Below are 23,204 nucleotides of genomic sequence, written 5' to 3' on the forward strand. Positions count from 1 at the left end.
GGTCGGGCAGAAAGCGTGGCCGGTGCTGGACGGCGGGTGACCGGTGGCCCAGGGTGATTCTGCGACACGCCTGTCCGTACCAGTCTCCGGAGCTGCCAGTGACCCCACCCTCGGCCCTCGCGCGCCGTGTCCTCGCGGCCCTCGCCGCCGTCGCGCTCACCGCCGCCGGGCTTGTCCCGGCCGGCCCGGCCGCCGCCGCGCCCGGCCACGGCACGTTGGTCAAAGCGGCGCCCTCCACCGCCTCACCGGACATCATGGACGGTTCGGTGGACGCGATCCACGACGCCGGCACGAAGATCATCGTGGCCGGCTCGTTCACCCGGGTGCAGAACCGCGGGACCGATGTCGACATCCCTCGCAACTACCTGCTCGCCTTCGACAAGGCCACCGGCACGGTCGACACCGCCTTCGCGCCCACCGTCGACAACGAGGTGTACGCGCTGGCCGCCGGGCCCACCGCCGGGACGGTCTTCGTCGCCGGCAAGTTCAACACCGTCAACGGGGTGACGCGGCGCAAGGTTGCCCTGGTCAACGTCTCCACCGGGGCCCTGGTCACCAGCTTCGCCGGCCCGGCGTTCAACGGGCTGGTCAACGACATCGCCGTGGCCGGCGGGCGGCTGCTGGTCGGCGGCATCTTCACCACGGCCGGCAACGCCAACCCGCGCGGCGGCCTCGCCTCGCTCAACGCGAACACCGGCGCGCTGGACGGCTACCTCACCACGGCGCTCACCGAGCACCACAACTACGACGGGGTCAGCGGCGCGAACGGCGGTGTCGGGGCCGAGAAGCTGGCGGTCTCGCCCGACGGCACGAAGCTCGTGGTGATCGGCAACTTCAAGAAGGCCGACGGGGTGCTGCACGACCAGATCGTCAAGCTGGACCTGGGCGCCACCACGGCCACCGTGGCCGACTGGAACACCAACCGGTACACCCCGCGCTGCGCCTGGTGGGCGTTCGACTCGTACATGCGGGACCTCGCGTTCGCCCCGGACGGCAGCTACTTCGTGGTGGTGACCACCGGCGCGCCGAACGGCGGCACGCTCTGCGACGCCGCCGCGCGCTGGGAGGCCGGCGCCACCGGCACGGACCTCCAGCCCACCTGGGTCGACTACACGGGCGGCGACACCTACCTGTCGGTCGGCATCAGCGAGCAGGCGGTCTACGTCGGCGGCCACTTCCGCTGGTTGAACAACAGCTTCGGCGGGGACTCCGCGCAGGCCGGCGCCGTCGGCCGGGCCAGCATCGCGGCCCTCGACCCGGGTACCGGCCTGCCGCTGTCGTGGAACCCGGGCCGGCACCCGCGCGGCGTCGGCGCCTCCGAGATGCTGGTCACCCCGGCCGGCCTCTGGGTGGGCTCGGACACCTCGTGGATCGGCAACTTCCAGTACCGGCGGGAGCGGATCGCGTTCTTCCCGCTGACCGGCGGCGCGGCCCCGCACCCGACCACCCCGGCCACCCTGCCCGGCAACGTGTACCAGGCGGGTGTCCCGGCGCCGACGAACGTGCTGTACCGGGTCAACGCGGGCGGCCCCCTGGTCGCCTCGACCGACAACGGGCCGGACTGGGCGCCCGACGACGGCGGCAGCCCCAGCCCGTACCACAACGCCGGGAGCAGCACCGCCGGCTTCGCGGCCGTGGGCGGCCTCGACGGCAGCGTGCCGGCCGGCACCCCGGCCGCGCTCTACAGCGACGAGCGCTGGGACCCCGCCGGCGACGCGGAGATGAGCTGGCAGTTCCCGGTGCCCGCGGGCACCGAGGTCCAGGTCCGGCTCTACCTGGCCAACCGGTACGACGGCACCGCCGCCCCCGGTTCCCGGGTCTTCGACGTGGCGGTGGAGGGCACGACCGTCCTGGACGACCTCGACCTGTCCGCCAGCGTCGGGCACAACGTGGGCACCATGCGCGCGTTCACCGTGGTCAGCGACGGCTCGGTGGGCGTCGACTTCCGGCACGTGGTGGAGAACCCACTGGTCGACGGCATCGAGATCGTCAAGACCGGCACCCCGCCCGCCGGCACCGGCAACGAGGTGCAGGTCCGGTCGTACGACGGCGGCACCACGGTCGGCGCGGCCACCCCGGTGGCCGTGCCGGACGGCACCGCGTGGTCCACGGCGCGGGGTGCGTTCTGGGTCGGCGGCACGCTCTTCTACGGGATGAACGGGTCGCTGTGGTGGCGCACCTTCAACGGGTCCACCTTCGGTGCCGCGTCGGCGGTCGACCCCTACCACGACGCCTACTGGGACGCCGTGGAGACGGACTCCGGCCCGGCCGGCCAGACGTACGCCGGGGTGACCAACAACTTCTATCCCGAGATTCCCAACGTCACCGGCATGTTCTACAGCGGCGGGCGGCTCTACTACACGCTCGCCGGGCAGGGCGGCCTGTTCTGGCGCTGGTTCACCCCGGACAGCGGCGTGGTCGGTGCGGAGAAGTTCACCGTCGCCGGGACGAGCGGCTTCGCCGACGCCGGGTCGGTCTTCCTGGCCGGCAGCACCCTCTACAAGGTCAACCGCAGCACCGGCGACCTGTCGGCCACCGACTGGGCGGGCGGCACGCCGGCCGCCGCGTTCACCGTGCGCAGCGGCCCGGCCGTGGACGGCGTCGACTGGCAGGCGAAGGCGGTCTTCGTCGGCCCCTGACCCGGGTGGTCCTCCGGCCCGGTTCCGCCTCGCGGGGCCGGGCCGGCCTTGTCCCCGCCGCCGGGTGGTGACATGATCAGCAACGTCAGCCCGAGACGTGGAAGGGGGTGTGGTCGATGTCCACCGTGAACCGTCCCGCGCCCCGCAGTCGCCGCTGACTCCCTCACTCCGGCGGGGCGCACTCCGATCCAGGAGGAAAGCACCGTGAGTGCACAGATCCACTGCGTCACCGTCGAGAGCGACGACCCGTACGCCCTGGCCAGTTGGTGGGCCCGGGTTCTCGACCGCAAGCTGAACGACGACGACTACCCCGGCGACCCGGAGGCGGTCCTCGCCGCACCCGGCGGCCACGGCCCCGACCTGCTGTTCGTCTCGGTGGGGGAGCGGCACGGCAAGGGCGCGTTCCACCTCGACGTGCACGCGGCCGAGGGGACCCGGGACGAGGAGGTGGCGCGGCTGCGCGACCTCGGGGCGGCGCTGGTCGCCGACCGGCGGCGGCCGGACGGCACCGGCTGGGTGGTGCTCGCCGATCCGGAGGGCAACGAGTTCTGCGTCTGCCGCAGCCCCGCGGAGCGGGCCGCGTCGGCCTGACCGGTGAAACGGGACCGGGCCCCCGCCGTCAGGGCGGGGGCCCGGTCGACCGGGTCTGCGGGGGTCAGTCCCGCTTCTCGATCTCGCCGCGCATGGTCACGAACTCCGCCTGGATCTCGGCGGCGGACTTGAAGTACACCACCACCATGCCGAGGCTGCCCTTGTCGGCCCAGATGCAGACGCCCACCGGCACGTCCTCGGCCTTGCCGTCGCCGCACTTGGCGTCGCCGCCCAGCGGGCCGGCGTCGACCGTCTTGAACTCCTTGGCGCCCAGCTCCGGGGTGATCGCCGTGATGGCGTCCGCCATCTCCTTCTGCGGGTCGGCGATGACACCGGACGCGCCGGCGATCATGACCAGGTCCTTCTTCGCCGGCTCGCCGTAGAACGCGCCAACCGTGCTGGTGGCGTTCGGGACGTCCTTGGCGATCTCCGACTTCATCTGCGTGGCGACCGCCTGGAGCTGCGGCTCGCTCACCTTGGCGCGGCCGGCCAGCGTGGGGGGCTCGACCAGGCGGGTCTTGGTCGCCTGGACGACCTCGCCGACCTCGTCCTTGGCGGCGAACCAGATGGCGACGCCGCCGCCCACGCAGAGCACCAGCACCACGGCCAGCACGATGAGCAGGATCTTGCCGACGCTCGACTTCTTCTTCGGCGGCAGCGGGGCCGGGGCGCCGTAGCCGGGCTGGCCGGTCTCCAGGTAGCCGCCGCCGTACTGCTGGCCGTACTGCTGGCCGGGCTGCCCGGTCTCCGGGTAGCCGCCGCCGTACTGCTGGCCGGGCTGCCCGCTCTCGGGGTAGCCGCCGCCGTACTGGGGCTGCTGCTGGGGAGCCGGCGGGTAGCCGCCGCCGTACTGGGGCTGCTGCGGCGGCTGGTAGCCGCCGGGCTGCTGCTGGGGCGGGGGGTAGGAACCGGGGTAGGGATTGGACGGCGGCTGGGACATGGTGACAGCTCCTCAGAAATCCGGACGCGTGATCGTAGCGAGCCGCGCCGACGCGGCAACGTCCGGACGGTCCCGACGTGACGAAACCGGAACCCGGTTGTGACCGGGCCGTCCGGACGGTGCCGCCCCGGCGGACGCCGGGTGTCCGCGTGGTGACCGGCCGGCGGCAGGCCCGGAAACGCCGATCGCGGTGGCCGGGCCGTCCGGAGGGGACGGCCGGCCACCGCGATCGTGGGGAGCGGCGGTGGGTCAGCTGCGGAGGCTGGCGACCCCGCGCGGCAGGAACCGCCGGCCGGTGACCCGCTCGGCGGTGCCGGTCCGGTCCAGGTACGGCGTGACGCCGCCCAGGTGGAACGGCCAGCCCGCGCCGAGGATCATGCACAGGTCGATGTCCTGCGCCTCGGCCACGACGCCCTCGTCGAGCATGAGCCGGATCTCCTGCGCCAGCGCGTCCAGCGCGTTCTGCCGGACCTGCTCGGCCGTGAGCGGCTGGTCGCCGACCACGAGCAGCTTGGCGACGTCCTCGTTGACCTGGTCGTCGACCACGATCGCCTGGCCCGAGTCGGCGATCCGCTTGAGGTTCTCGCTGACGCCGAAGCGCTCGGGGAACGCGGCGTGCAGGGTGCCGCCCACGTGGTACGCCACGGCCGGGCCGACCAGCTGGAGCAGGGCGAGCGGGCGCATCGGCAGGCCCAGCGGGTCCAGCGCGCTGTTCGCCACGTCCAGCGGGGTGCCCTGGTCGACGGCCGCGAACACGGTGCCCAGGAAGCGGGTCAGCAGCCGGTTGACCACGAACGCCGGGGCGTCCTTGACCAGCACGCTCGACTTCTTCAGCTGCTTGCCGACCGCGAAGGCGGTGGCCAGCGTCGCGTCGTCGGTCCGCTCGCCGCGGACGATCTCCAGCAGCGGCAGCACGGCGACCGGGTTGAAGAAGTGGAAGCCGACCACCCGCTCCGGGTGCTCCAGGTCGGCGGCCATCTCGGTGATCGACAGGCTGGAGGTGTTGGTGGCGAGCACCGCCTCCGGCGTGACGATCTTCTCCAGCTCGGCCCAGACCTGCTTCTTGACGCCGAGGTCCTCGAAGACGGCCTCGATGACGAAGTCGGCGTCGGCGAAGACGGACTTGTCGACCGAGCCGCTGACCAGCCCGTACAGCTTGGCCGCGGTGCCCTTGTCCATCCGGCCCTTGCTGACGGCCTTCTCGATCTGGGCGTGCACGTAGCCGACACCCTTGTCCACCCGGGCCTGGTCCAGGTCGGTCAGGACGACCGGCACCTGGAGGCGGCGGGCGAAGAGCAGCGCGAGCTGGCTGGCCATGAGGCCGGCGCCCACGATGCCCACCTTGGTGACCGGCCGGGCCAGGCCCTTGTCCGGCGCGCCCGCCGGGCGCTTGGCCCGCCGCTGCACCAGGTCGAAGGCGTAGAGGCCGCTGCGCAGCTCCTCGGAGAAGACCAGATCGGCGAGCGCCTCGTCCTCGGCGGCCGTGCCGGCGGCGAAGTCGCCGTCCTTCGCGGTCTCCAGCAGGTCCAGCGCCTTGTACGCGGCCGGGACCGCCCCGTGCAGCCGCTGGTCCAGGGTCTGCCGGGCGAAGTAGAGCACGCCTGCCCACATGTCCTTGTCGACCTCGGGCCGGGTCACGGTGACCTCGCCCCGGACAACGCCGGCGGCCCACTCCAGGGAGCGCTCCAGGAAGTCGGCCGGCTCCAGCAGCACGTCGGCGATGCCCATCTCCGCCGCCTGCTTCGGCTTGAGCATCTTGTTCTGCATCAGCGGGTTCTGGAGGATCACCTGCGTCGCGGCCGGGATGCCGATCAGGTTCGGCAGCAGCTGCGTGCCGCCCCAGCCGGGGACCAGGCCGAGCGAGACCTCGGGCAGCGCCAGGGCCGCCGCGCCCGCCGACAGGGTGCGGTAGTGGCAGTGCAGAGCCAGCTCCAGGCCACCGCCCATCGCCGCGCCGTTGACGAAGGCGAAGGTGGGTACGGCGCTGTCCTTGAGCCGGGCGAAGACCCGGTGGCCGAGCCGGCCGATCTCCAGCGCCTGCTCGCGGTTCTCCAGCTGCGGCAGGCTCGTGATGTCCGCGCCCACGCAGAAGATGTACGGCTTGCCGGTGACCGCGATGAACGCCGGCTCCGCCGCCAGGGCGGCGGTGATCGCCTCGTCCAGGCTGGTCAGGCCGCCCGGGCCGAAGCTGTTCGGCTTCGTGTGGTCGAAGCCGTTGTCCAGGGTGATGAGGGCGGCGGGACGGTCCAGCCCCGGTACGTTCACCTGGCGCAGCAGCGCCCTGGTGACGACCTCGTTCGGTGCGGCGAGCGCGCTCACTTGTTGCCACCCTCCCAGTGCGGGTTCTCCCAGATCACGGTGCCGCCCATGCCGATGCCGATGCACATGGCGGTGAGGCCGTAGCGGACCTCGGGGTGCTCGGCGAACTGCCGGGCGAGCTGGGTCATCAGCCGGACGCCGGAGGAGGCGAGCGGGTGACCGATGGCGATCGCGCCGCCCCACGGGTTGACCCGCGGGTCGTCGTCGGCGATGCCGAAGTGGTCGAGGAAGGCCAGCACCTGCACGGCGAACGCCTCGTTCAGCTCGAACAGGCCGATGTCGTCGATGCTCAGGCCGGCGATGCGCAGCGCCTTCTCGGTCGACGGGATCGGGCCGACACCCATCACCTCGGGCTCGACGCCCACGAAGCCGTACGACACCAGCCGCATGCCGATCGGCAGGCCCAGCTCGCGGGCGGTCTCCTCGGCGACCACCAGCGCGGCGGTGGCACCGTCGTTCAGGCCGGCCGCGTTGCCCGCGGTCACCTTGCCGTGCGGGCGGAACGGGGTCTTGAGCGTGGCGAGCTTCTCCAGCGAGGTCTCCCGGGGAGCCTCGTCCGTGGTGGCCAGGCCCCAGCCGGCCTCGGGGTCGCGGATCGCCACCGGCACCAGGTCGCCCTGGAGCTTGCCGTTGGCGTACGCCTTCGCGGTCTTCTGCTGCGAGGCGAGCGCGAACGCGTCGGTGCGCTCCTTGGTGATGTGTGGGACCCGGTCGTGCAGGTTCTCCGCGGTGGCGCCCATGACCAGCGCGGACGGGTCGACCAGCTTCTCCGCGATGATGCGCGGGTTGGGGTCGACGCCCTCGCCCATCGGGTGGCGGCCCATGTGCTCGACGCCGCCCGCGATGGCCACGTCGTAGGCGCCCATGGCGATGCCGCTGGCGACGGTGGTGACGGCGGTCATCGCGCCGGCGCACATCCGGTCGATGGCGAAGCCGGGCACCGTCTTGGGCAGGCCGGCCAGCAGGGCGGCGGTGCGGCCGATGGTCAGGCCCTGGTCGCCGATCTGGGTGGTGGCCGCGATGGCGACCTCCTCCACCTTCTCCGGCGGGAGCTGCGGGTTGCGCCGCATCAGCTCGCGGATGCAGCGGATCACCAGGTCGTCGGCGCGGGTGTTGGCGTACATGCCACCCGCCTTGCCGAACGGGGTACGGACGCCGTCGACGAAGACGACATCCCGAACTTCACGGGGCACTGAGAGCCTCCCTAGCCGGCACTGGCGTTTCCCCGGATGCTACTCGCCAGTAACCATGGCCGACAGCACCCCCCGTGTGGCCAACCCCACACCCCGCGAAGCGTCAGGGCCGGGGCAGGTGGAGGGCCTCCGTCAGGGCCGGGAGGAGGAGGGTGATCTGCCACTCGCGGGCGCCGAAGGTGCGCAGCACCTCCGCGACCGTGTCGTCGGTGATCTCCTCGGGCGGTTGCCAGGCCAGGCGGCGGATGTAGTCCGGGGCGATCAGGTTCTCCGGCGGCAGGTGGTGCGCGCCGGCCGTGCCGACCACCACCTCGCGGCAGCGGGCCAGGCGGCCGGCCGCCACCGGGTCCCGCTCCGCCCACCGGTGTGGCGGGGGCGGACCCTCCACCACCGGGCTCACCGGCAGGGCGTCGTCCGGGAGCTGGCGCGCGTCGTCCAGGGCCGCCAGCCAGGTACGCGCCAGCCGCCGCACCGACCGGCCACCGAAACCGGGGAGCGTCAGCAGCGTCTTCTCGTCCTTCGGGTCCAGCTCGGCGGCCGCCACGATGGCCGAGTCCGGCAGCACCCGGCCCGGTGCGGCGTCCCGCCGCGCGGCGATCTGGTCCCGCGCGTACCACAGCGAGCGCACCCGGGCCTGGGCCCGTGCGCCGCGCACCCGGTGGATGCCCGAGGTGCGGCGCCACGGCTCGGCGCGTACCCGCGCGGGGCGGGCCCCGTTGCGCACCAGCGCCGCGAACTCCTCCGCCGCCCACGCCGACTTGCCCTGCTTGGTCAGCTCCTCGTCGAGCGCGTCGCGCAGGTCGACGAGCAGCTCCACGTCCAGCGCCGCGTACGTCAGCCAGGACTCCGGCAGCGGCCGGCTCGACCAGTCCGCCGCGGAGTGGTGCTTCTCCAGGCTGTAGCCGAGCAGCTGCTCGGTCAACGCGGCCAGGCCCACCCGCTCGAAGCCGGCCAGCCGGGCGGCCAGCTCGGTGTCGAACAGCCGGCGCGGGCGCAGCCCCAGCTCGGCGAGGCAGGCGAGATCCTGGCTGGCGGCGTGCAGCACCCACTCGGCCTCGGCGATCACCCCGTCGAGGCCGGTGAGGTCAGGCAGCGGCAGCGGGTCGATCAACGCCGTGCCGGAGCCCGCCCGGCGCAGCTGCACCAGGTAGGCGCGCTGGCTGTAGCGGTAGCCGGAGGCGCGCTCGGCGTCCAGGGCCACCGGGCCGGTGCCGGCCGCGAAGCGGGCCACGACCTCGTCGAGCTCGCTCGGAGTGGCCACCGGCGCGGGCGTGCCCTCGCGCGGGGCGGTCAGCGGGACGGGCCCGCCGGCGGTGGGTTCGGTCCCCGCGTCCGCCGGCTCCGGCGCGGCCGAGGACGGATGCGGCGCTGCCTCTTCCGTACGGCTTTCGGCGGCCCGACGGCGCAGGGGTGGTTCGTCGGTCACCTGACAACCCTAGTGCGCCGGGCGATCCGGTGTGCGCAGCCGGTCGGGCGCGTGTCGGCGGGATGTCCGGCGGGTGTCGTGACCGGGGCGGGTTGCGCGGGGGTGGCAGGGTCGGACAACGGGGGAGACAAACCCCGTTCACGCAGGTACGGTCCATCGAGCCGCGGGCCGAGAGGACGACGGTGCGGCCACGGGGAGGACGAGAAGCATGACGGGCGCGTACGGGGCCGGTGACGGCCCGCCGGAGCAGGGCGGCGACGAGACGGCCGCCCCGGATCGGGCCGGGACCGACCGGCCGGGGCCGCTGCCGCCGCGCATCGTCCCGCCGACCGGCCACGCCGCCGTTCCCGGCCACCCCACCGCGCACCTCCCGGGCACGCCGGCCGCGTTCCCGCCGGGCAGCGCCCCGACGCAACCCGGCGCCGCCTACGGTTCCGCACCCGCCACCCCCGGCTACGGCTCCGCGTCGGTCGCGCCCGGCGCCGGCTTCGGCGCCGCCGACGCGCCTGGCGTCGACCCGTCGGGAGCCCGGGCGACCTGGGCGCCGCCGCCGAACGCCGGCCAGTGGGGCGGTGCGGCCGCGCCGACTCCGCGCACGCCCGACGGCTGGCCGCCGGCACCGCCGGGCGCCGTGCCCGGGCAGCCGACCGCGCCGGGGCAGTTCGCCGGCCAGCCCGCCGCCGCCCCGGCGGCCGCGACTTCCGCTGCTTCGCCGGCCGCCTACCCGGCCCAGCCGACATTCGACCCGGCACCCCCGGGTCAGCCGACCTCCGGGCCGGCCTTCCCGGGCCAGCCGACCTCCGGGCCGGCCTTCCCGGGCCAGCCGACGTCCGGTCCGGCCTTCCCCGGCCAGCCGACCTCCGGGCCGGCCTACCCGGGGCAGATGACGTCCGGCCCGGCCTACCCCGGGCAGCCGGCCGGGCCCGTGCCGGGGATGCCCGCCGCGCACCCGGACCGTCCCGGGCGGGGACGCCGGCTGCCGGTGGTGGCGCTCGTGCTGGCCGGGATCCTGGCCCTGGTGGCGGGCGTGCAGGCGTACCAGATCCACCGGCTCGACGATCGGCTCGCCGCGACCGACCGGCGGTTGGCCGAGGCGGAGGGCGCGGCCGCCGGCCGGCTCGACGGCCTGGAGCGGCGGGCGGGGGCCCTGGAGAAGCAGGCCGGCGCCGCGTTCAACCCGGAGGCCGTGGCCAGCGCGGTGCTGCCCAGCGTGTTCCGGGTCCGGGCCGGCCAGTTCACCGGCACGGCCTTCGCCATCGGCAAGGCGCCCGCGGGCGGCGGCACCACGCTCCTCACCAACTTCCACGTGGTCGAGTCGGTCTTCGCCGCGGGCGACCGCAAGGTCTTCCTGGAGCGCACCGACCAGCGTTTCGAGGCGACCATCGTCGAGGTCGACAAGGACAAGGACCTGGCACACCTGCGCACCACCGCGAAGTTCAGCGGTCTGGTCGCGGCGCCCACCGCGGTCAAGTCCGGGCAGCAGATCGTGGTGGTCGGCGCCCCGCTGGGCCTGCAGGACAGCGTCACCACGGGTGTGGTGAGCGCATTCCGCAAGGACGAGGGCGGCTCCGGTCCGGTGATCCAGTTCGACGCGCCGATCAACCCGGGCAACTCCGGCGGGCCGGTGATCAACGGCTCCAAGGAGGTCGTGGGGATCGCCACGGCCAAGGCCCGCGACGCCGAGGGCATCGGCCTGGCGGTGCCCATCAAGACCGCCTGCGACCGGTTCAAGCTCTGCTGACCGGCGCGCCGCCGGCGACGGCTTGACCGCGTACCGCACCGTCGAGCGTGGGCCCGACCACGCCGACCGCAGACCCCGGCCCTACGGGCCACCCCGCGGGGGACCAGCAAACCTGGAGGAAGAACCATGTCCCAGCCACCGACCGGAGCGGGCGGCTACCCGCCCCAGCCGCCGGGGGGCACCGTGTACGGCAGCCCGTACGGGGCCCAGCCCGAACCCTCGCCGTACCCGGCGGCCCAGCCCGAGCCCACCCTGCCGCAGCCCACCGCCCCGGTCCCCGGGCAGTACGCGCCGGGCGCCGCGCCGGTTCCGCCGCCGGGCGCCCCGGTCTCCGCACCGGGCTACCCGCAGCCGATGTCGGCCCCGCCGACCTCCGGCGCGGGCTCGGCGCCCGGATACCCGCAGCCCATGTCGGCGCCGCCGACCTCCGGCGCCGCGCCGGGTTACCCGCAGCCCATGTCGGCCCCGCCGACCTCCGTCCCGCCGTTCTCCGGCGCGGGCTCGGCGCCCGGGTACCCGCAGCCGATGTCGGCTCCGCCGGGCTACCCGATGTCGGCTCCGCCCGGCCCGGTGCCGCCCTACGGTGCGCCCGCCAGCGGCGGTGGCAAGGGCCGGGCCGTCCTGATCCTGGGCATCGTCGCCGGTCTGCTCCTGGTCCTCGGCGGCGTGATGACCGGCCTCTACGTCACCACCAACGGCAAGCTGCACAAGTCCGAGCAGCAGGTCAGCCAGCGGGACGGCACGATCACCGCGAACCGGCAGGAGATCGACAAGCTGAAGGCTGACCTGCAGACGGTCCGCGACAAGCTCGCCGACACCGAGCAGGACCTGACCGGCACCAAGAACGACCGGGACGAGCAGGCCCGGCAGAAGAAGGTCATCGCGAGCTGCCTGGACAAGCTGACCAAGGCCATGGTGGCGGCGTCCCGGGGCGACAAGGCCGGCTTCGACGCCGCCAACAAGGGGCTGGACAAGGTCTGCGACGAGGCCGAGAACTACCTCTGACCCGGCGTCACGACGGGCCGCTCCGAACACTCGGGGCGGCCCGCGCCGTGCCCGGACACGCGGATCTCGGCGAGTTGCCGTTCACCGTGAACGGCAACTCGCCGAGATCGCAGAAGTCGCGGGGTCAGGCGGCGCCGGCGGGGCGGCGGGTGGGTAGCGCCGTGACGCCGGGCGGGGGGAGGCCGGCCGTCGAGGCCAGCAGGGTGCACCAGCCGAGCAGGTGGGGGGCCAGGTCGGTGCTGAGCGGCGTCCAGGAGGCGCGGATCTCGATGTCGCCCGCGGCGGGCGGCCCGGCCAGCTCGCCGAACCGGGTGGAGAGCGTCTGGGTGACCGTGCCGCCGATGGCCCGGTAGCGGGCCTCCTGCGCGTCGAGGGCGTCGGTGAGCCAGGTCCAGCCGACCCCCGGCAACAGCGGGTCACTGGCCAGGTCGACCTCCAGCTCGGCCGTCACGTAGGTGACCAGCCGCAGAGTGCCCTGCCACGCCTCGTGCCCGGCCGGATCGTGCAGCAGGATGAGCCGCCCCGTGGCGATCTCGTCGCCGTCGCGCAGCACGCCGGCGGAGAGCGCGAACGCGTAGGGAGCCAGGCGCTGCGGGGCACCGACCTCCTCCAGCACGATCTCCGGGCGGCAGGTCACCGATCGCAGCCCCGCGACCGCGCGGGCGAAGGGTTCCGGGAGCGCGATCGGGGGGGCCATGACGGCAGCCTATGCCGCCCCGCTCCGCCCGGTGTGACGGCACGCCGGGCGGAGGGTCACGATCTTGCGCGCCGGCTCGCGCCCGGCGGCGGAGGGTGGCCGGTCACAAAAGGTGACGGTGGCGGCGGGGGCCACCCGGTCGCGTGGCACGATTGCCGCGATGACCACCGACACCACGGGCACTGCCGCCCGAGACGGAGAACCCCGCCGCGGCGGGCCGGCCGACTCGCCCTTCGTCCGCGCCTGCCGGCGCGAGCCGGGCCCGCACACCCCGGTCTGGTTCATGCGCCAGGCCGGCCGGTCGCTGCCGGAGTACCGCGAGATCCGGGCCAACGTGCCGATGCTGGAGTCGTGCCGCCGCCCCGATCTGGTCACCGAGATCACCCTCCAGCCGGTTCGCCGGCACGGGGTCGACGCGGCCATCCTGTTCAGCGACATCGTGGTGCCGGTGGCCGCCGCCGGGATCGACCTGGACATCGTGCCCGGCACCGGCCCGGTGGTCGCCGAGCCGGTCCGCACCGCCGCCGACGTCGAGCGGATCAACCCGATCGGCCGGGACGACGTGTCCTACGTGGACGAGGCCGTGCGGCTGCTCGTCGCCGAGCTGGGCGACACGCCGCTGATCGGCTTCGCGGGCGCGCCGTTCACCCTGGCCAGCTACCTGGTCGAGGGCGGCCCGTCGCGGACCCACGCCAAGACCAAGGCGCTCATGTACGGCGACCCGGAGCTGTGGCACGCGCTCTGCGCCCGGCTCGCCGAGGTGACGCTGGCGTTCCTGCGGGTGCAGGTCGACGCCGGGGTCTCCGCGGTGCAGCTCTTCGACTCCTGGGCCGGGGCGCTCTCCGAGGCCGACTACCGCCGCTACGTGCTGCCGCACTCGGCCCACGTGCTCGCGGGCCTGGTTGAGGCGGGCTTGCCGCGGATCCACTTCGGGGTGGGCACCGCGGAGCTGCTCGCCGCCATGGGCGAGGCCGGCGCCGACGTGGTCGGCGTGGACTGGCGTACGCCGCTGGACGTCGCGACCCGCCGGATCGGCCCGGACAGGGCGGTGCAGGGCAACCTCGACCCGGCCGTGCTGCTCGCGCCCTGGGAGGTCGTCGAGTCCCAGGTGCGCCGGATCCTCGACCAGGGCCGGGCCGCCCCCGGTCACGTGTTCAACCTCGGTCACGGCGTGCTGCCGGAGACCGACCCCGAGGTGCTGACCCGGGTGGTCGCGCTGGTGCACGAGCTGTCCGCGCGGCCGGCCGCGTAAGGGAGGGACGACCATGGCGCGACCGTGGCGGGTGGCGATCGTCGGTGGCGGGATCACCGGGCTGGCCGCCGCCGTCCGGTTGCGCGACCGCGCCCCCGCCGGCACCGAGATCACCGTGTACGAGCAGTCCGGCCGCCTCGGCGGCAAGCTGCGCACCGGTGAGCTGGCCGGCGGCCCGGTCGAGTTCGGTGCCGAGTCGTTCCTCATGCGCGACCCGGCCGGCGGGGAGTCGGCCGCGGTGACCCTGATTCGCCGGCTCGGCCTGGCCGGGTCGATCGTGCACCCCACCGTCGGGCAGGCCGCCCTGCTGGTCGACGGCGGGCTGCGCCCGGTCCCGGGCGGCACGCTGGTGGGCGTACCCGGGGATCTGGAGCGGGTGGCCGCGGTGGCGCAGCCGGCCGCGGCGGCCGACCGGGACGGCGGCACGCCGCTGCTCCCGCCGGACGCCGACGTGTCGGTCGGCGCGCTGGTCCGCGACCGGCTCGGCGACGAGGTGGTGGACCGGCTGGTCGACCCGATGCTCGGCGGCGTCTACGCCGGCCGGGCCGACGACCTCTCGCTGGTCACCACCATGCCGGCGCTGGCCCGGGCGGCCCGCGTCGAGCACACCCTGGTCGGCGCGGTCCGGGCCGCGCAGGCCGCCGCGCCCCGCGCCCCCGGCGCCCCGGTCTTCGGCACCCTGGCCGGCGGGCTGAGCACGCTGGTCGAGGCGGCGGCGCGGGAGAGCGGGGCGACGATCCGCCGGGACGCCGCGGTGCGCGAGCTGCACCGCACCCCGACCGGCTGGCGCCTGGTGGTCGGCCCAACCCGCGACACCGAGTTCGTCGAGGCGGACGCCGTGGTGCTCGCCGTGCCGGCCCGCCCGGCCGCCCGGCTGCTCGACGGCCCGGCGCCCGAGGTCGCGGCGACCGTCGGCGGGCTGGACTACGCCAGCGTCGCGCTGGTCACCATGGCCCTGCCCGAGCCGGAGCTGCCGGAGCTGTCCGGCTTCCTGGTGCCGGCCACCGAGGGGCTGCTCATCAAGGCGTCGACGTTCTTCACCACGAAGTGGGGGCACCTGCGCCGGCCCGACGGACTCGCCCTGGTCCGCGCCTCGGTGGGCCGGTACGGCGAGGAGACCTCCCTCCAGCTCACCGACGACGACCTGGTCGCCACCGTGCACCGGGAGCTGTCGAAGGTGCTCGGCACGCCGCTGCCGACCCCGGTGGCCCGGCACGTGCAGCGGTGGGGCGGGGCCCTGCCGCAGTACACCCCCGGCCACCTCGAGCGGGTGGCGGCGGCCCGGACGGCGCTGCGCGCCGCCCACCCGACGCTGGCCCTGGCCGGGGCCGGCTACGACGGCGTCGGCATCCCGGTCTGCGTCCGCTCCGGCGAGACGGCGGCCGAAGAGATCATCACTGCACTGGGAGGATCGGCAGCATGACGGAGCAGACCAACGCGGCCCGGCTGCGGGAGCTCAACGAGACCATCCGCTACACCATGTGGTCGGTGTACCGGGCCACCAGCCCCCTCCCGTCGCTGCGCGAGAACGTCGTCGCCGAGGTCGAGTCGCTCTTCGAGGAGCTGGCCGGCAAGGACGTCACCATCCGCGGCACGTACGACGTGGCGGGCCTGCGCGCCGACGCGGACCTGATGATCTGGTGGCACTCGTCGTCCAGCGACGCGCTCCAGGACGCCTACCTGCGGTTCCGGCGCACCACGCTGGGCCGGGCGCTGACCCCGGTCTGGTCGCAGATGGCGCTGCACCGGCCGGCCGAGTTCAACAAGAGCCACATCCCAGCGTTCCTGGCCGGCGAGGAGGCCCGCGCCTACCTCTGCGTCTACCCGTTCGTCCGGTCCTACGAGTGGTACCTGCTGCCCGACGCCGAGCGTCGGGAGATGCTGGCCGAGCACGGCAAGATGGCGCGCGGGTACCCGGACGTGCGGGCCAACACGGTCGCCTCGTTCGCCCTCGGCGACTACGAGTGGATGCTCGCCTTCGAGGCCGACGAGCTGCACCGCATCGTCGACCTGATGCGCGACCTGCGGGCCTCCGGCGCCCGCCGGCACGTGCGCGAGGAGGTCCCCTTCTACACGGGCCGCCGCCGCTCGATCGCCGACTTCGTCACCTGCCTGGTCTGACCCGTGCCGGCCGGGGCCGCGCTCCGCGCCCCCGGCCGGACGGCGGTCAGGCGACCGTCGTGCAGGAGAGGATCCCGGGCACCGGGTTGGTCCCGCCCGACGTGCCGACGAATCCGAACGACGTGCTCGCCCCCGCGGCGAGGGTGCCGTTGTAGGCGGCGTTGCGCGCGGTCACCAGCGTCCCGTTGGTGCTCACCGTGGCGTTCCACGCCGAGCTGACCTGCTGGCCGTTGGCGTAGTTCCAGCTCACCGACCAGCCCCGGACCGGCGACCCGCCGTTGGTCACCTGCACCTCGGCCTGGAAGCCGCCGCTCCACTGTCCGGTGATCCGGTACGTCGCCGTGCACGCCCCGGCCGGGTTCGGCGTCGTCGGGGGCGGCGTGGTCGGCGGGGTCGTGGTCGGGGGCGGCGTGGTGGGTGGGGTGGTGGTCGGCGGCGGCGTGGTCGGCGGGGTGGTGGAACCGCCACCGAAGTCCACGTCGCTGCACAGGTAGTACGACTGGTCCAGGTGGCTGGCCTGCCAGATGGTGTAGACGACGTGCCGGCCGGTCCGGCCCGGCGCGTTCGCCGGCACCTGGATGGACACGCCCGAGGTCTCGGGCGTCCACTGGCCGGCCGGGGTGTTGCCGATCTGGCCGACCAGCTCCAGGTCGCTCCAGCGCAGCGGTGTGGTGAGCGCGTTGTAGCCCTGCTTCGTCACGTACACCCGGATGTAGTCGGCGCCGTGGCTGGCCTGGTCGTACAGCTTGATCCGGAAGTTGCTGGTCACCGGCGAGGTCTTCCAGGCGCCGACCGTGTCGAGGGCGTTGTAGCGTCCGCTGGCGGTGCGCCCGCCGCTGCACAGCTGACCGTCCGGGATGGCCCCCTGGTGGTTGCCGGCGACGCCCTCCCGGAACAGGCCGTTCCAGTTCCACATGGCGTTCGGGTCGGCCTGCCAGGCCTGCCAGCACATCGGGTCCTGGGTGGCCATCGCCGGGTTCTGGAAGTCGCTGCCCCAGCGCTGCCAGCAGCCGTAGTTGCGCGACGCCGGGTCGACCACCGACCCGTGCGCCGAGGCCGGGCCGGACAGGGCGGTGGTGAGCAGCGCCGCGACGACCGCGCAGACGCTCAGGATCGCCGCCACGAGCGGAGCGCGGCGGCGGTGCGGAGTGGACATTGTGAGCCTCCGGGGATGGGGATGTCGGTGCACGACGCCCGGACGGCGCGGGAGTTGCCCCCTCCCGCGGCTCACGTGGTGGCCCGCCTGGCACGCTGCCACAGGAAAGCGGTATCCGTCAATGTCCGCTCACGCGGCGGCGCGGCCCTCCCGCCGCATGGGGGTGTGCGGGATGCCGTCCTCGACGTAGCCGGGGCCGCTGACCGCGAAGCCGTGCGCGGCGTAGAAGCCGACCAGGTGGGTCTGCGCCTCCAGCACGCACGGCCGGTCGCCCACCGCGGCGAGGGCCTCGGTCATGAGCGCGCCGGCCAGGCCCGCCCCGCGGGCGGCCGGCGCCACCACCACCCGCCCGATCCGCGCCACCCCGCCCGGGTCGGCCAGGATCCGCAGGTACGCCACCACGTCGCCGTCGCGGGTCAGCCAGAGGTGCCGGGTGCCCGGTTCGACGTCCCGGCCGTCGAGTTCCGGGTACGGGCAGGACTGCTCCACCACGAAGACGTCGATGCGCAGCCGGAGCAGGTCGTGGAAGGTGCGCGCGTCCAGCTCGGCGAAGCCGGCCAGGTGGGACTCGGTAGGCATCCCGCGATGGTAGGCCCGCTCCGGCGGGGCTCAGGCGGGGCGGGCCCCGACCGCGTCGCGGACCTCGGCGCCCTGGGAGCCCTCGACCGCGCGGGCGCAGTGGGCGCAGCAGAAGAAGCGGCCGGAGACCTCGACCCCGTGCCCGACGATCTTCGTCTGGCAGTGCTCGCAGATCGGCGCCATCTTCTGGATGGCGCACTCGAAGGAGTCGAAGGTGTGCGTGGCCCCGTTGACCGTGCGCACCTCGAACGCCATCCAGTAGTCGTTGCCGCAGACCTCACAGGTAGCCATACGAAACCCCCCGAAAACGGACCCGTCATCCCAGGGTCGGTCAGCGGACACACCCCGGCAACCGAAACCGGCGAACCTGATCCGGCTCGACGGCGAGTCGCCCCCGGCGTGTCGCGCGTTAGACCCGGTGACCGCCTCGAACCTCGGAGGAACCCCTTGATCAAGCGCAACAAGCTCTTCGGCAACCAGACCCGGGTCACCTTCTGCCTGCCCCGGGACACCCCGCCCGGCACGGTCAGCGTGGTCGGCTGCTTCAACGACTGGCAGCCCGGCCGGCACGAACTGGTGGCCCGCCGCGACGGCACCCGCACGGTGACCGTGCGGCTCGGCCCGGGAGAGTACCGCTTCCGCTACCTGGCCACCGGCGGCGTGTGGCTGGACGACGAGGCCGCCGACGCGGTCGACGAGCAGGGCAGCCGCCTGCTGCTGTGACCGGCCGGCGGCCGCGTGCCGTCAGGCCTTCGGCTCCAGCCGGACCGAGATCGAGTTCACGCAGTGCCGGGTGTCCTTCGGGGTGAAGCCCTCACCCTCGAAGACGTGCCCCAGGTGGCTGTCGCAGCGGGCGCAGCGGATCTCGACCCGCCGCATGCCGAGCGTGTTGTCGGGGATCTCCTTGACCGCACCCGGGATGGCGTCGTCGAAGCTCGGCCACCCGCAGTGCGAGTCGAACTTGTCCTCGCTGCGGAACAGCTCGGCCCCGCAGGCCCGGCAGTGGTAGACGCCGGGGGTCTTGGTGTCGACGTACTCGCCGGTCCAGGGGCGCTCGGTGCCGGCCTCGCGGAGCACCCGGAACTCCTCCGGGCTCAGCCGGACCCGCCACTCGTCCTCGGTGCGGGGCAGTTCATTGTCGGAAAGACTCACCGGACAACGGTACGTCGGCCGTCGGTGGCATCGCATAGGGTCGCCCAATGGCTGGCAGCAAGGCCGCCGTCGAGGAGATCGAGGTCGCCGGGCACACCGTACGGCTGAGCAGCCCCGACCGGGTGATCTTCCCACAGCGCGGCTTCACCAAGGCGGACGTCTTCCACTACTACCTGTCGGTCGGCGAGGGGATCATGCGGGCCCTGCGCGACCGGCCCACCACCCTGCAACGCTTCCCCGAGGGCATCGAGGGGGAGGCGTTCTTCCAGAAGCGGGTGCCGGCCCGGGGCGTCCCGCCGTGGGTGGCGACCGCGGAGATCAGCTTCCCCAGCGGCCGGAAGGCCGCCGAGCTGTGCCCGGCCGACCTGGCCCACGTGGCCTGGGCCGCACAGATGGGCACCGTGGTGTTCCACCCGTGGCCGGTGCGCGCCGCCGACGTCGACCGCCCCGACGAGCTGCGCATCGACCTGGACCCGCAGCCGGGCACCGACTTCAGCCACGCGGTCACCGCGGCCGGCGAGCTGCGCGGGCTGCTCGACGAGCTGGGGGTCACCGGCTGGCCGAAGACCTCCGGCGGCCGGGGCGTGCACGTCTACCTGCGCATCGAGCCGCGCTGGACGTTCGTCGAGGTGCGCCGGGCCACCATCGCGCTGGCCCGGGAGCTGGAACGCCGCCGCCCCGAGCTGGTCACCACCGCCTGGTGGAAGGAGGAGCGGGGCGCCCGGGTCTTCGTGGACTTCAACCAGATGGCCCGCGACCGCACCATCGCCTGCGCGTACTCGCTGCGGGCCAACGGGCGGGCCACCGTCTCCACCCCGGTCGACTGGGACGAGCTGACCGAGGCCGACCCGGACGACTTCCACCTGGGCAGCGTGCCGGCCCGGTTCGCCGAGCGGGGCGACCCGCACGCCGGCATCGACGACGCCCCCTCGGACATCACGCCGCTGCTGGAGTGGGCCGAGCGGGACGCAGCCGCCGGGCAGGGCGACATGCCCTACCCGCCGGAATACCCGAAGATGCCCGGCGAGCCGAAGCGGGTGCAGCCGTCCAAGGACCGCGACCGGCCGCGCTCCTGACGGGCGCCACCGGCCGGATAACGATCATGTAACGCACGCGAACCTTTTCCAGTCCCTGAAGGGTCTTCCTGGTCGTCGGCCCGCCGGGGCCAGGGGAGGGGCCGGATGAGACTGGTATGGAGGCGGGCCAGGAGTGCGCGCGGTCTGCTGCTCGCCGCGACCGCCGCGGCGCTGGTCGCGATCGCTCTGATCGCCGGTCTCACCGAATACAACCGGCGGGCGGTGGAATCCGGTCAGCGGGCGCTGCTCGCCGGAGCCCCGCTGGCGGAGCGCAGCCTGCTGGTCACCGGATCCAGCGGCAAGGACGCCGCCGAGCTGGCGGCGCGCGACCGGAAGATCCGGGACGGCTTCGCCCGCGGCCTCGCCGGCGCCCCGGTCACCGTCTACGGCGCCCGCTACGGCTCCGGACGGGAACTCACCGGTGACCTGGGCCCGCGGCCGCGGGGCGAGGATCCCGTCTTCGCCAACCTGGCGACCCTCGACGACCTCCCGGCGCACGCCGAGCTGACTGCCGGGGCGTGGGCGGTGGCGGGATCGAGCCCGCGCCAGGTGACGCTGCCGGAGAAGGTCGCCGGCGCGCTCGGCATGGCCGTGGGCGACCGGGTGCCCATGCTCGACCGGAGCACCGACCGGCCCGGTGAGGTGATGCTGGTCGGCACCTGGCGGCCCCGTGACCCGGCAGAGGCGTACTGGCGGCTGGCGCCGGGGGTCGGCACCGGCAGCGCGGCGGCCTCCGACACCTCGTACGGGCCGTTCGTGCTGGATCCCGCGGACTTCGCGGTCACCTTTCCGGGCTCCGTCTCCGCGTGGTGGGTGGTCCAGCCGGACCTGGCCGAGGTGGCCGGACAGGGCCGGCTGCTCGACGTCCGCGACGCGCTCCCCGCCGCGGTGGCCGGGGTGCCCGACGAGGCCGGGCTCGGCGACTCCGCCCAGGTCGTCACCTCCATGGACCGGTTGCTCGGGCGAGTCGCCGGGGCGGATCTGGTCGGCCGATCCTCGCTGGCCACCCCGGTCCTGCTGATCCTGGTCCTCGGCGGTTACGCCCTGGTGCTGGTGGCCGCGCTGCTGAAAGAGGACCGACGGAACCAGACCGCCCTGCTGCGCGCCCGAGGCGCCGCCCGGCGGCAGTTGGCCGGCCTCGCGACCCGGGAGGCGACCCTGGTCGTGCTGCCGGCGGCCGTGCTCGGCCCGCTGGCCGCCGGGGCGGCACTGCATCAGGCCGGCGGCTCGGTCGGCGAGGGCGGCCTCACCCCGCTCTGGTTGGCGGCGTCCGTGACCGCCGTCGGCTGCCTGGTCGCGATGGTCGCCCCGACGCTGCGCGGCGCCGGTACCTACGTGGCCGACATGGCGGCCCGGTCGCGGCCCACCCGGTCCGCCAGCGTGCAGCGTGCCAGCATCGACCTGCTGCTGGTCGGCTTCGCGGTGCTCGCCTGGACCCAGCTGCGGCAGTACTCCTCTCCGGTGTCGGGCGCGGCCGGCCGGCTCGGCGTGGACCCGCTGCTGGTCGCCGCACCGACGCTCGGAGTGCTGGCCGGTGCGGTGGTGGCGCTGCGGCTGCTGCCCCCCGCGACGCGGTTCGCCGAACGGTTCGTCGACCGCCGGCCGTGGACGGCCACCATCCTCGGCATGTGGCAGGCGGGTCGCCGTCCGCACGCCGGCCCGGTGCTGCTGCTCGCCCTCGCGGTCGGCGGAAGCACGCTGGCCTGGTCGCTCGTGGCCACCGGTGAGCGGTCCCAGGTCGACCAGGCCAACCACACCGTCGGCGCGGACCTGCGGCTCACCGAGGGCAACGGGGTCGCCCCGACCGGTCGGGCGGGGGAGATCGCCGCACTGCCGGGCGTCCGGGCGGCCCTGCCCGGCTGGCGGGACGAGATCCGGGTGGGTCGCGCGGATCTGCCCGCCACCGTGGTGAGCCTCGACGCGGCCCGTGCCGCCGGGGTGGTCCGATTCGACGAGCGGCTGACCGACGAGCCCGTGCCGGCGCTGTTCGACCGCCTCGTCCGGTCGCGGAGCGCGCCGGCCGGGGTCGAACTTCCCGCCGGCACCCGGTCGGTCACCGGCACCGTCCGCACCTTCGTGCGCGACGCCGTGTCCCCGCAACGCATCGACGTGTGGCTGCTGCTGACCAGTGCGGACGGGCTCGCCCTGCGGCTGCCGGTGGCCACCGGCGACGACACCGGCCGGGCGGCGTCGTTCCGCGTGGCGCTGCCCGACGCCGGCGTGCTGCGGCTCGCCGGCTTCGAGGTCGACGGCGGTGACGTGGCCGGCACGGCGTACCGGTTCGAGGTGAGCGACCTGCGCCTGGTGGACGCCGGTGGGACGGCCCGGCCGGCGGCACTGGGCGGTGACTGGAAGGCGACCAACGGCACACCCGGCGGGAACCTGAGCGTCAAGCCCACGCCCACCGGGCTGGTCGCCGAGAACTCCGTGGTGATGCTGCCGGGCGGCCAGTTCGCGTTCCAGGCCTCCTCCCGGTTCGTGGTGGTGCCGACCGGCGACGACCGTCCCGTCCCCGCGCTGATGACCCCCCGGGTACGCGAGGCGCTGAGCCTGAATCCGGGTGAGAGCGTGACCCTGTCGCTCTCCGGCGTCTCGCTGCCGGTGACGGTGGTCGGTGAGGTGGACGCGGTGCCCTCCACCGCCGGGGAGGGCGTGCTGCTGGACATGCCGGCCGCGACCGACTGGCTGATCCGGGACCGCGGCACCGTCCGGCCGGTGCAGGAGTGGTGGCTGGGCACCGACGGCGACGGGCAGCCGGCCGCCGACGGGGCCGCCCGGGAACTGGCCGGCGTCACCGTGCTGGACCGCCGGGAACTGGCCGAGCGGGCGGCGGCCGACCCCTACTGGCGGGGGGCCCGCACCGGACTGCTCGTCGCGGCCCTCGGTGCGGTGCTGCTGGCGCTCGTCGGACTGCTCGTCGACGTGTGGGCCACGGCCCGGCACCGGCTGGGCGAGTTCGCCGTTCTGCACACGCTCGGCGCGACTCCCCGCCTGCTGGCCCGGGCCCTGCTCGCCGAGCAGACCTTCCTGGCCGGTATCGGTGTCGGGGTGGGGCTGCTGCTGGGCGCGGTGGTCGGCGTGACGATGGCGCCGCTGGTCGTCCTCACCCCGTCGGCCAGCAGACCGGTGCCCGAGGCGGCCTTCGTCTTGCCCTGGCTGCCGGTCGGGGTGACCGCGTTCGGCCTCTTGCTGGCGGCGCTGGCCTTCAGCGCGTTCATCGCCCTCGGCATCCGCCAGCGGGTGGCGGCGGCACAGCTGCGGATCGGGGGAGACCAGTGACCGGGTGGAGCACGGCGGCGACCGGCGGCGGGGAGGCG

19 protein-coding genes are annotated in these 23,204 nt (G+C 74.5%); 10 read left to right on the top strand and 9 right to left on the bottom strand.

Going from position 1 to position 23,204, the window contains the following annotated elements; genetic code table 11:
* The first annotated feature begins 98 nt into the window (after window positions 1–98).
* Together GCE86_RS02270 and GCE86_RS02275 are read left to right on the top strand one after the other, a co-directional pair.
* Window positions 99–2,639: a malectin domain-containing carbohydrate-binding protein gene (locus GCE86_RS02270; RefSeq protein ID WP_154225363.1), complete on the top strand. Its 2,541-nt coding sequence runs from the start codon at window positions 99–101 to the stop codon at window positions 2,637–2,639.
* A gap of 204 nt (window positions 2,640–2,843) precedes the next feature.
* Window positions 2,844–3,230: a VOC family protein gene (locus tag GCE86_RS02275; protein WP_154225364.1), complete on the top strand. Its 387-nt coding sequence runs from the start codon at window positions 2,844–2,846 to the stop codon at window positions 3,228–3,230.
* 64 nt (window positions 3,231–3,294) lie between these two features.
* Here GCE86_RS02275 and GCE86_RS02280 read toward each other — a convergent pair whose 3' ends face one another.
* From GCE86_RS02280 to GCE86_RS02295, 4 genes are all read right to left on the bottom strand, one after another.
* Window positions 3,295–4,170 carry a hypothetical protein gene (locus tag GCE86_RS02280; RefSeq protein ID WP_154225365.1) on the bottom strand — a complete coding sequence of 292 codons (876 nt, stop codon included), beginning with the start codon at window positions 4,168–4,170 and terminating at the stop codon, window positions 3,295–3,297.
* Between the two features lie 249 nt (window positions 4,171–4,419).
* Window positions 4,420–6,489 carry a 3-hydroxyacyl-CoA dehydrogenase NAD-binding domain-containing protein gene (locus tag GCE86_RS02285; protein ID WP_154225366.1) on the bottom strand — a complete coding sequence of 690 codons (2,070 nt, stop codon included), beginning with the start codon at window positions 6,487–6,489 and terminating at the stop codon, window positions 4,420–4,422.
* Complete coding sequence (locus GCE86_RS02290; RefSeq protein ID WP_091311743.1) at window positions 6,486–7,682, bottom strand: thiolase family protein; 1,197 nt, start codon at window positions 7,680–7,682, stop codon at window positions 6,486–6,488. Before GCE86_RS02290 ends, GCE86_RS02285 begins: the two co-directional genes overlap by 4 nt.
* A 103-nt stretch (window positions 7,683–7,785) precedes the next feature.
* Window positions 7,786–9,108, bottom strand: a complete 1,323-nt coding sequence (locus tag GCE86_RS02295) for a ribonuclease D (RefSeq protein WP_154225367.1) — start codon at window positions 9,106–9,108, stop codon at window positions 7,786–7,788.
* A gap of 631 nt (window positions 9,109–9,739) precedes the next feature.
* Between GCE86_RS02295 and GCE86_RS02300 the strand changes: the two genes are divergently transcribed.
* Both GCE86_RS02300 and GCE86_RS02305 read left to right on the top strand, forming a co-directional pair.
* Window positions 9,740–10,849, top strand: coding sequence for a S1C family serine protease (locus GCE86_RS02300; RefSeq protein ID WP_154230295.1), 1,110 nt, complete (start codon window positions 9,740–9,742; stop codon window positions 10,847–10,849).
* 126 nt (window positions 10,850–10,975) lie between these two features.
* Window positions 10,976–11,854, top strand: a complete 879-nt coding sequence (locus tag GCE86_RS02305; protein ID WP_154225368.1) for a hypothetical protein — start codon at window positions 10,976–10,978, stop codon at window positions 11,852–11,854.
* A 124-nt stretch (window positions 11,855–11,978) separates the two neighbouring features.
* Here GCE86_RS02305 and GCE86_RS02310 read toward each other — a convergent pair whose 3' ends face one another.
* Window positions 11,979–12,551, bottom strand: coding sequence for a DUF3000 domain-containing protein (locus GCE86_RS02310; protein ID WP_154225369.1), 573 nt, complete (start codon window positions 12,549–12,551; stop codon window positions 11,979–11,981).
* 160 nt (window positions 12,552–12,711) lie between these two features.
* Here GCE86_RS02310 and hemE point away from each other — a divergent pair, with 160 nt between their 5' ends.
* Genes hemE through hemQ form a run of 3 tightly spaced genes read left to right on the top strand, consistent with a single transcriptional unit; the run spans window position 12,712 to window position 15,924 of the window.
* On the top strand, window positions 12,712–13,803 hold the full coding sequence (gene hemE, locus GCE86_RS02315) for a uroporphyrinogen decarboxylase (RefSeq protein ID WP_154225370.1): 1,092 nt from the start codon (window positions 12,712–12,714) through the stop codon (window positions 13,801–13,803).
* A 13-nt stretch (window positions 13,804–13,816) separates the two neighbouring features.
* Window positions 13,817–15,226, top strand: a complete 1,410-nt coding sequence (hemG, locus tag GCE86_RS02320) for a protoporphyrinogen oxidase (protein ID WP_154225371.1) — start codon at window positions 13,817–13,819, stop codon at window positions 15,224–15,226.
* Window positions 15,223–15,924 (top strand): hydrogen peroxide-dependent heme synthase, encoded by a 702-nt coding sequence (gene hemQ, locus GCE86_RS02325; protein WP_091269343.1) that lies wholly within the window; start codon window positions 15,223–15,225, stop codon window positions 15,922–15,924. The genes hemG and hemQ overlap by 4 nt, the downstream gene beginning before the upstream one ends.
* Window positions 15,925–15,970: 46 nt before the next feature.
* Here the strand turns inward: hemQ and GCE86_RS02330 are convergent, their stop codons facing one another.
* From GCE86_RS02330 to GCE86_RS02340, 3 genes are all read right to left on the bottom strand, one after another.
* On the bottom strand, window positions 15,971–17,080 hold the full coding sequence (locus GCE86_RS02330; RefSeq protein ID WP_154225372.1) for a lytic polysaccharide monooxygenase auxiliary activity family 9 protein: 1,110 nt from the start codon (window positions 17,078–17,080) through the stop codon (window positions 15,971–15,973).
* Between the two features lie 129 nt (window positions 17,081–17,209).
* Window positions 17,210–17,659, bottom strand: a complete 450-nt coding sequence (locus GCE86_RS02335; RefSeq protein ID WP_154225373.1) for a GNAT family N-acetyltransferase — start codon at window positions 17,657–17,659, stop codon at window positions 17,210–17,212.
* A gap of 30 nt (window positions 17,660–17,689) precedes the next feature.
* Window positions 17,690–17,950, bottom strand: coding sequence for a Prokaryotic metallothionein (locus tag GCE86_RS02340; RefSeq protein WP_091269340.1), 261 nt, complete (start codon window positions 17,948–17,950; stop codon window positions 17,690–17,692).
* A gap of 156 nt (window positions 17,951–18,106) precedes the next feature.
* Between GCE86_RS02340 and GCE86_RS02345 the strand changes: the two genes are divergently transcribed.
* Window positions 18,107–18,382, top strand: a complete 276-nt coding sequence (locus GCE86_RS02345; protein WP_148427919.1) for an isoamylase early set domain-containing protein — start codon at window positions 18,107–18,109, stop codon at window positions 18,380–18,382.
* 21 nt (window positions 18,383–18,403) lie between these two features.
* On the opposite strand, the gene msrB is transcribed toward GCE86_RS02345, so the two are convergent.
* Window positions 18,404–18,811 (bottom strand): peptide-methionine (R)-S-oxide reductase MsrB, encoded by a 408-nt coding sequence (gene msrB, locus GCE86_RS02350; RefSeq protein ID WP_154225374.1) that lies wholly within the window; start codon window positions 18,809–18,811, stop codon window positions 18,404–18,406.
* A gap of 47 nt (window positions 18,812–18,858) precedes the next feature.
* Here msrB and ligD point away from each other — a divergent pair, with 47 nt between their 5' ends.
* A complete protein-coding gene (gene ligD, locus GCE86_RS02355; RefSeq protein ID WP_154225375.1) occupies window positions 18,859–19,887 on the top strand; it encodes a non-homologous end-joining DNA ligase in 1,029 nt (342 codons plus the stop codon).
* 105 nt (window positions 19,888–19,992) lie between these two features.
* The gene (locus GCE86_RS02360; protein ID WP_154225376.1) at window positions 19,993–23,166 is read left to right on the top strand and encodes an ABC transporter permease; all 3,174 of its coding nucleotides are present in this window, start codon (window positions 19,993–19,995) and stop codon (window positions 23,164–23,166) included.
* The last annotated feature ends 38 nt before the right edge of the window (window positions 23,167–23,204 follow it).

This window comes from Micromonospora terminaliae (assembly GCF_009671205.1).
Lineage (GTDB): Bacteria > Actinomycetota > Actinomycetes > Mycobacteriales > Micromonosporaceae > Micromonospora > Micromonospora terminaliae.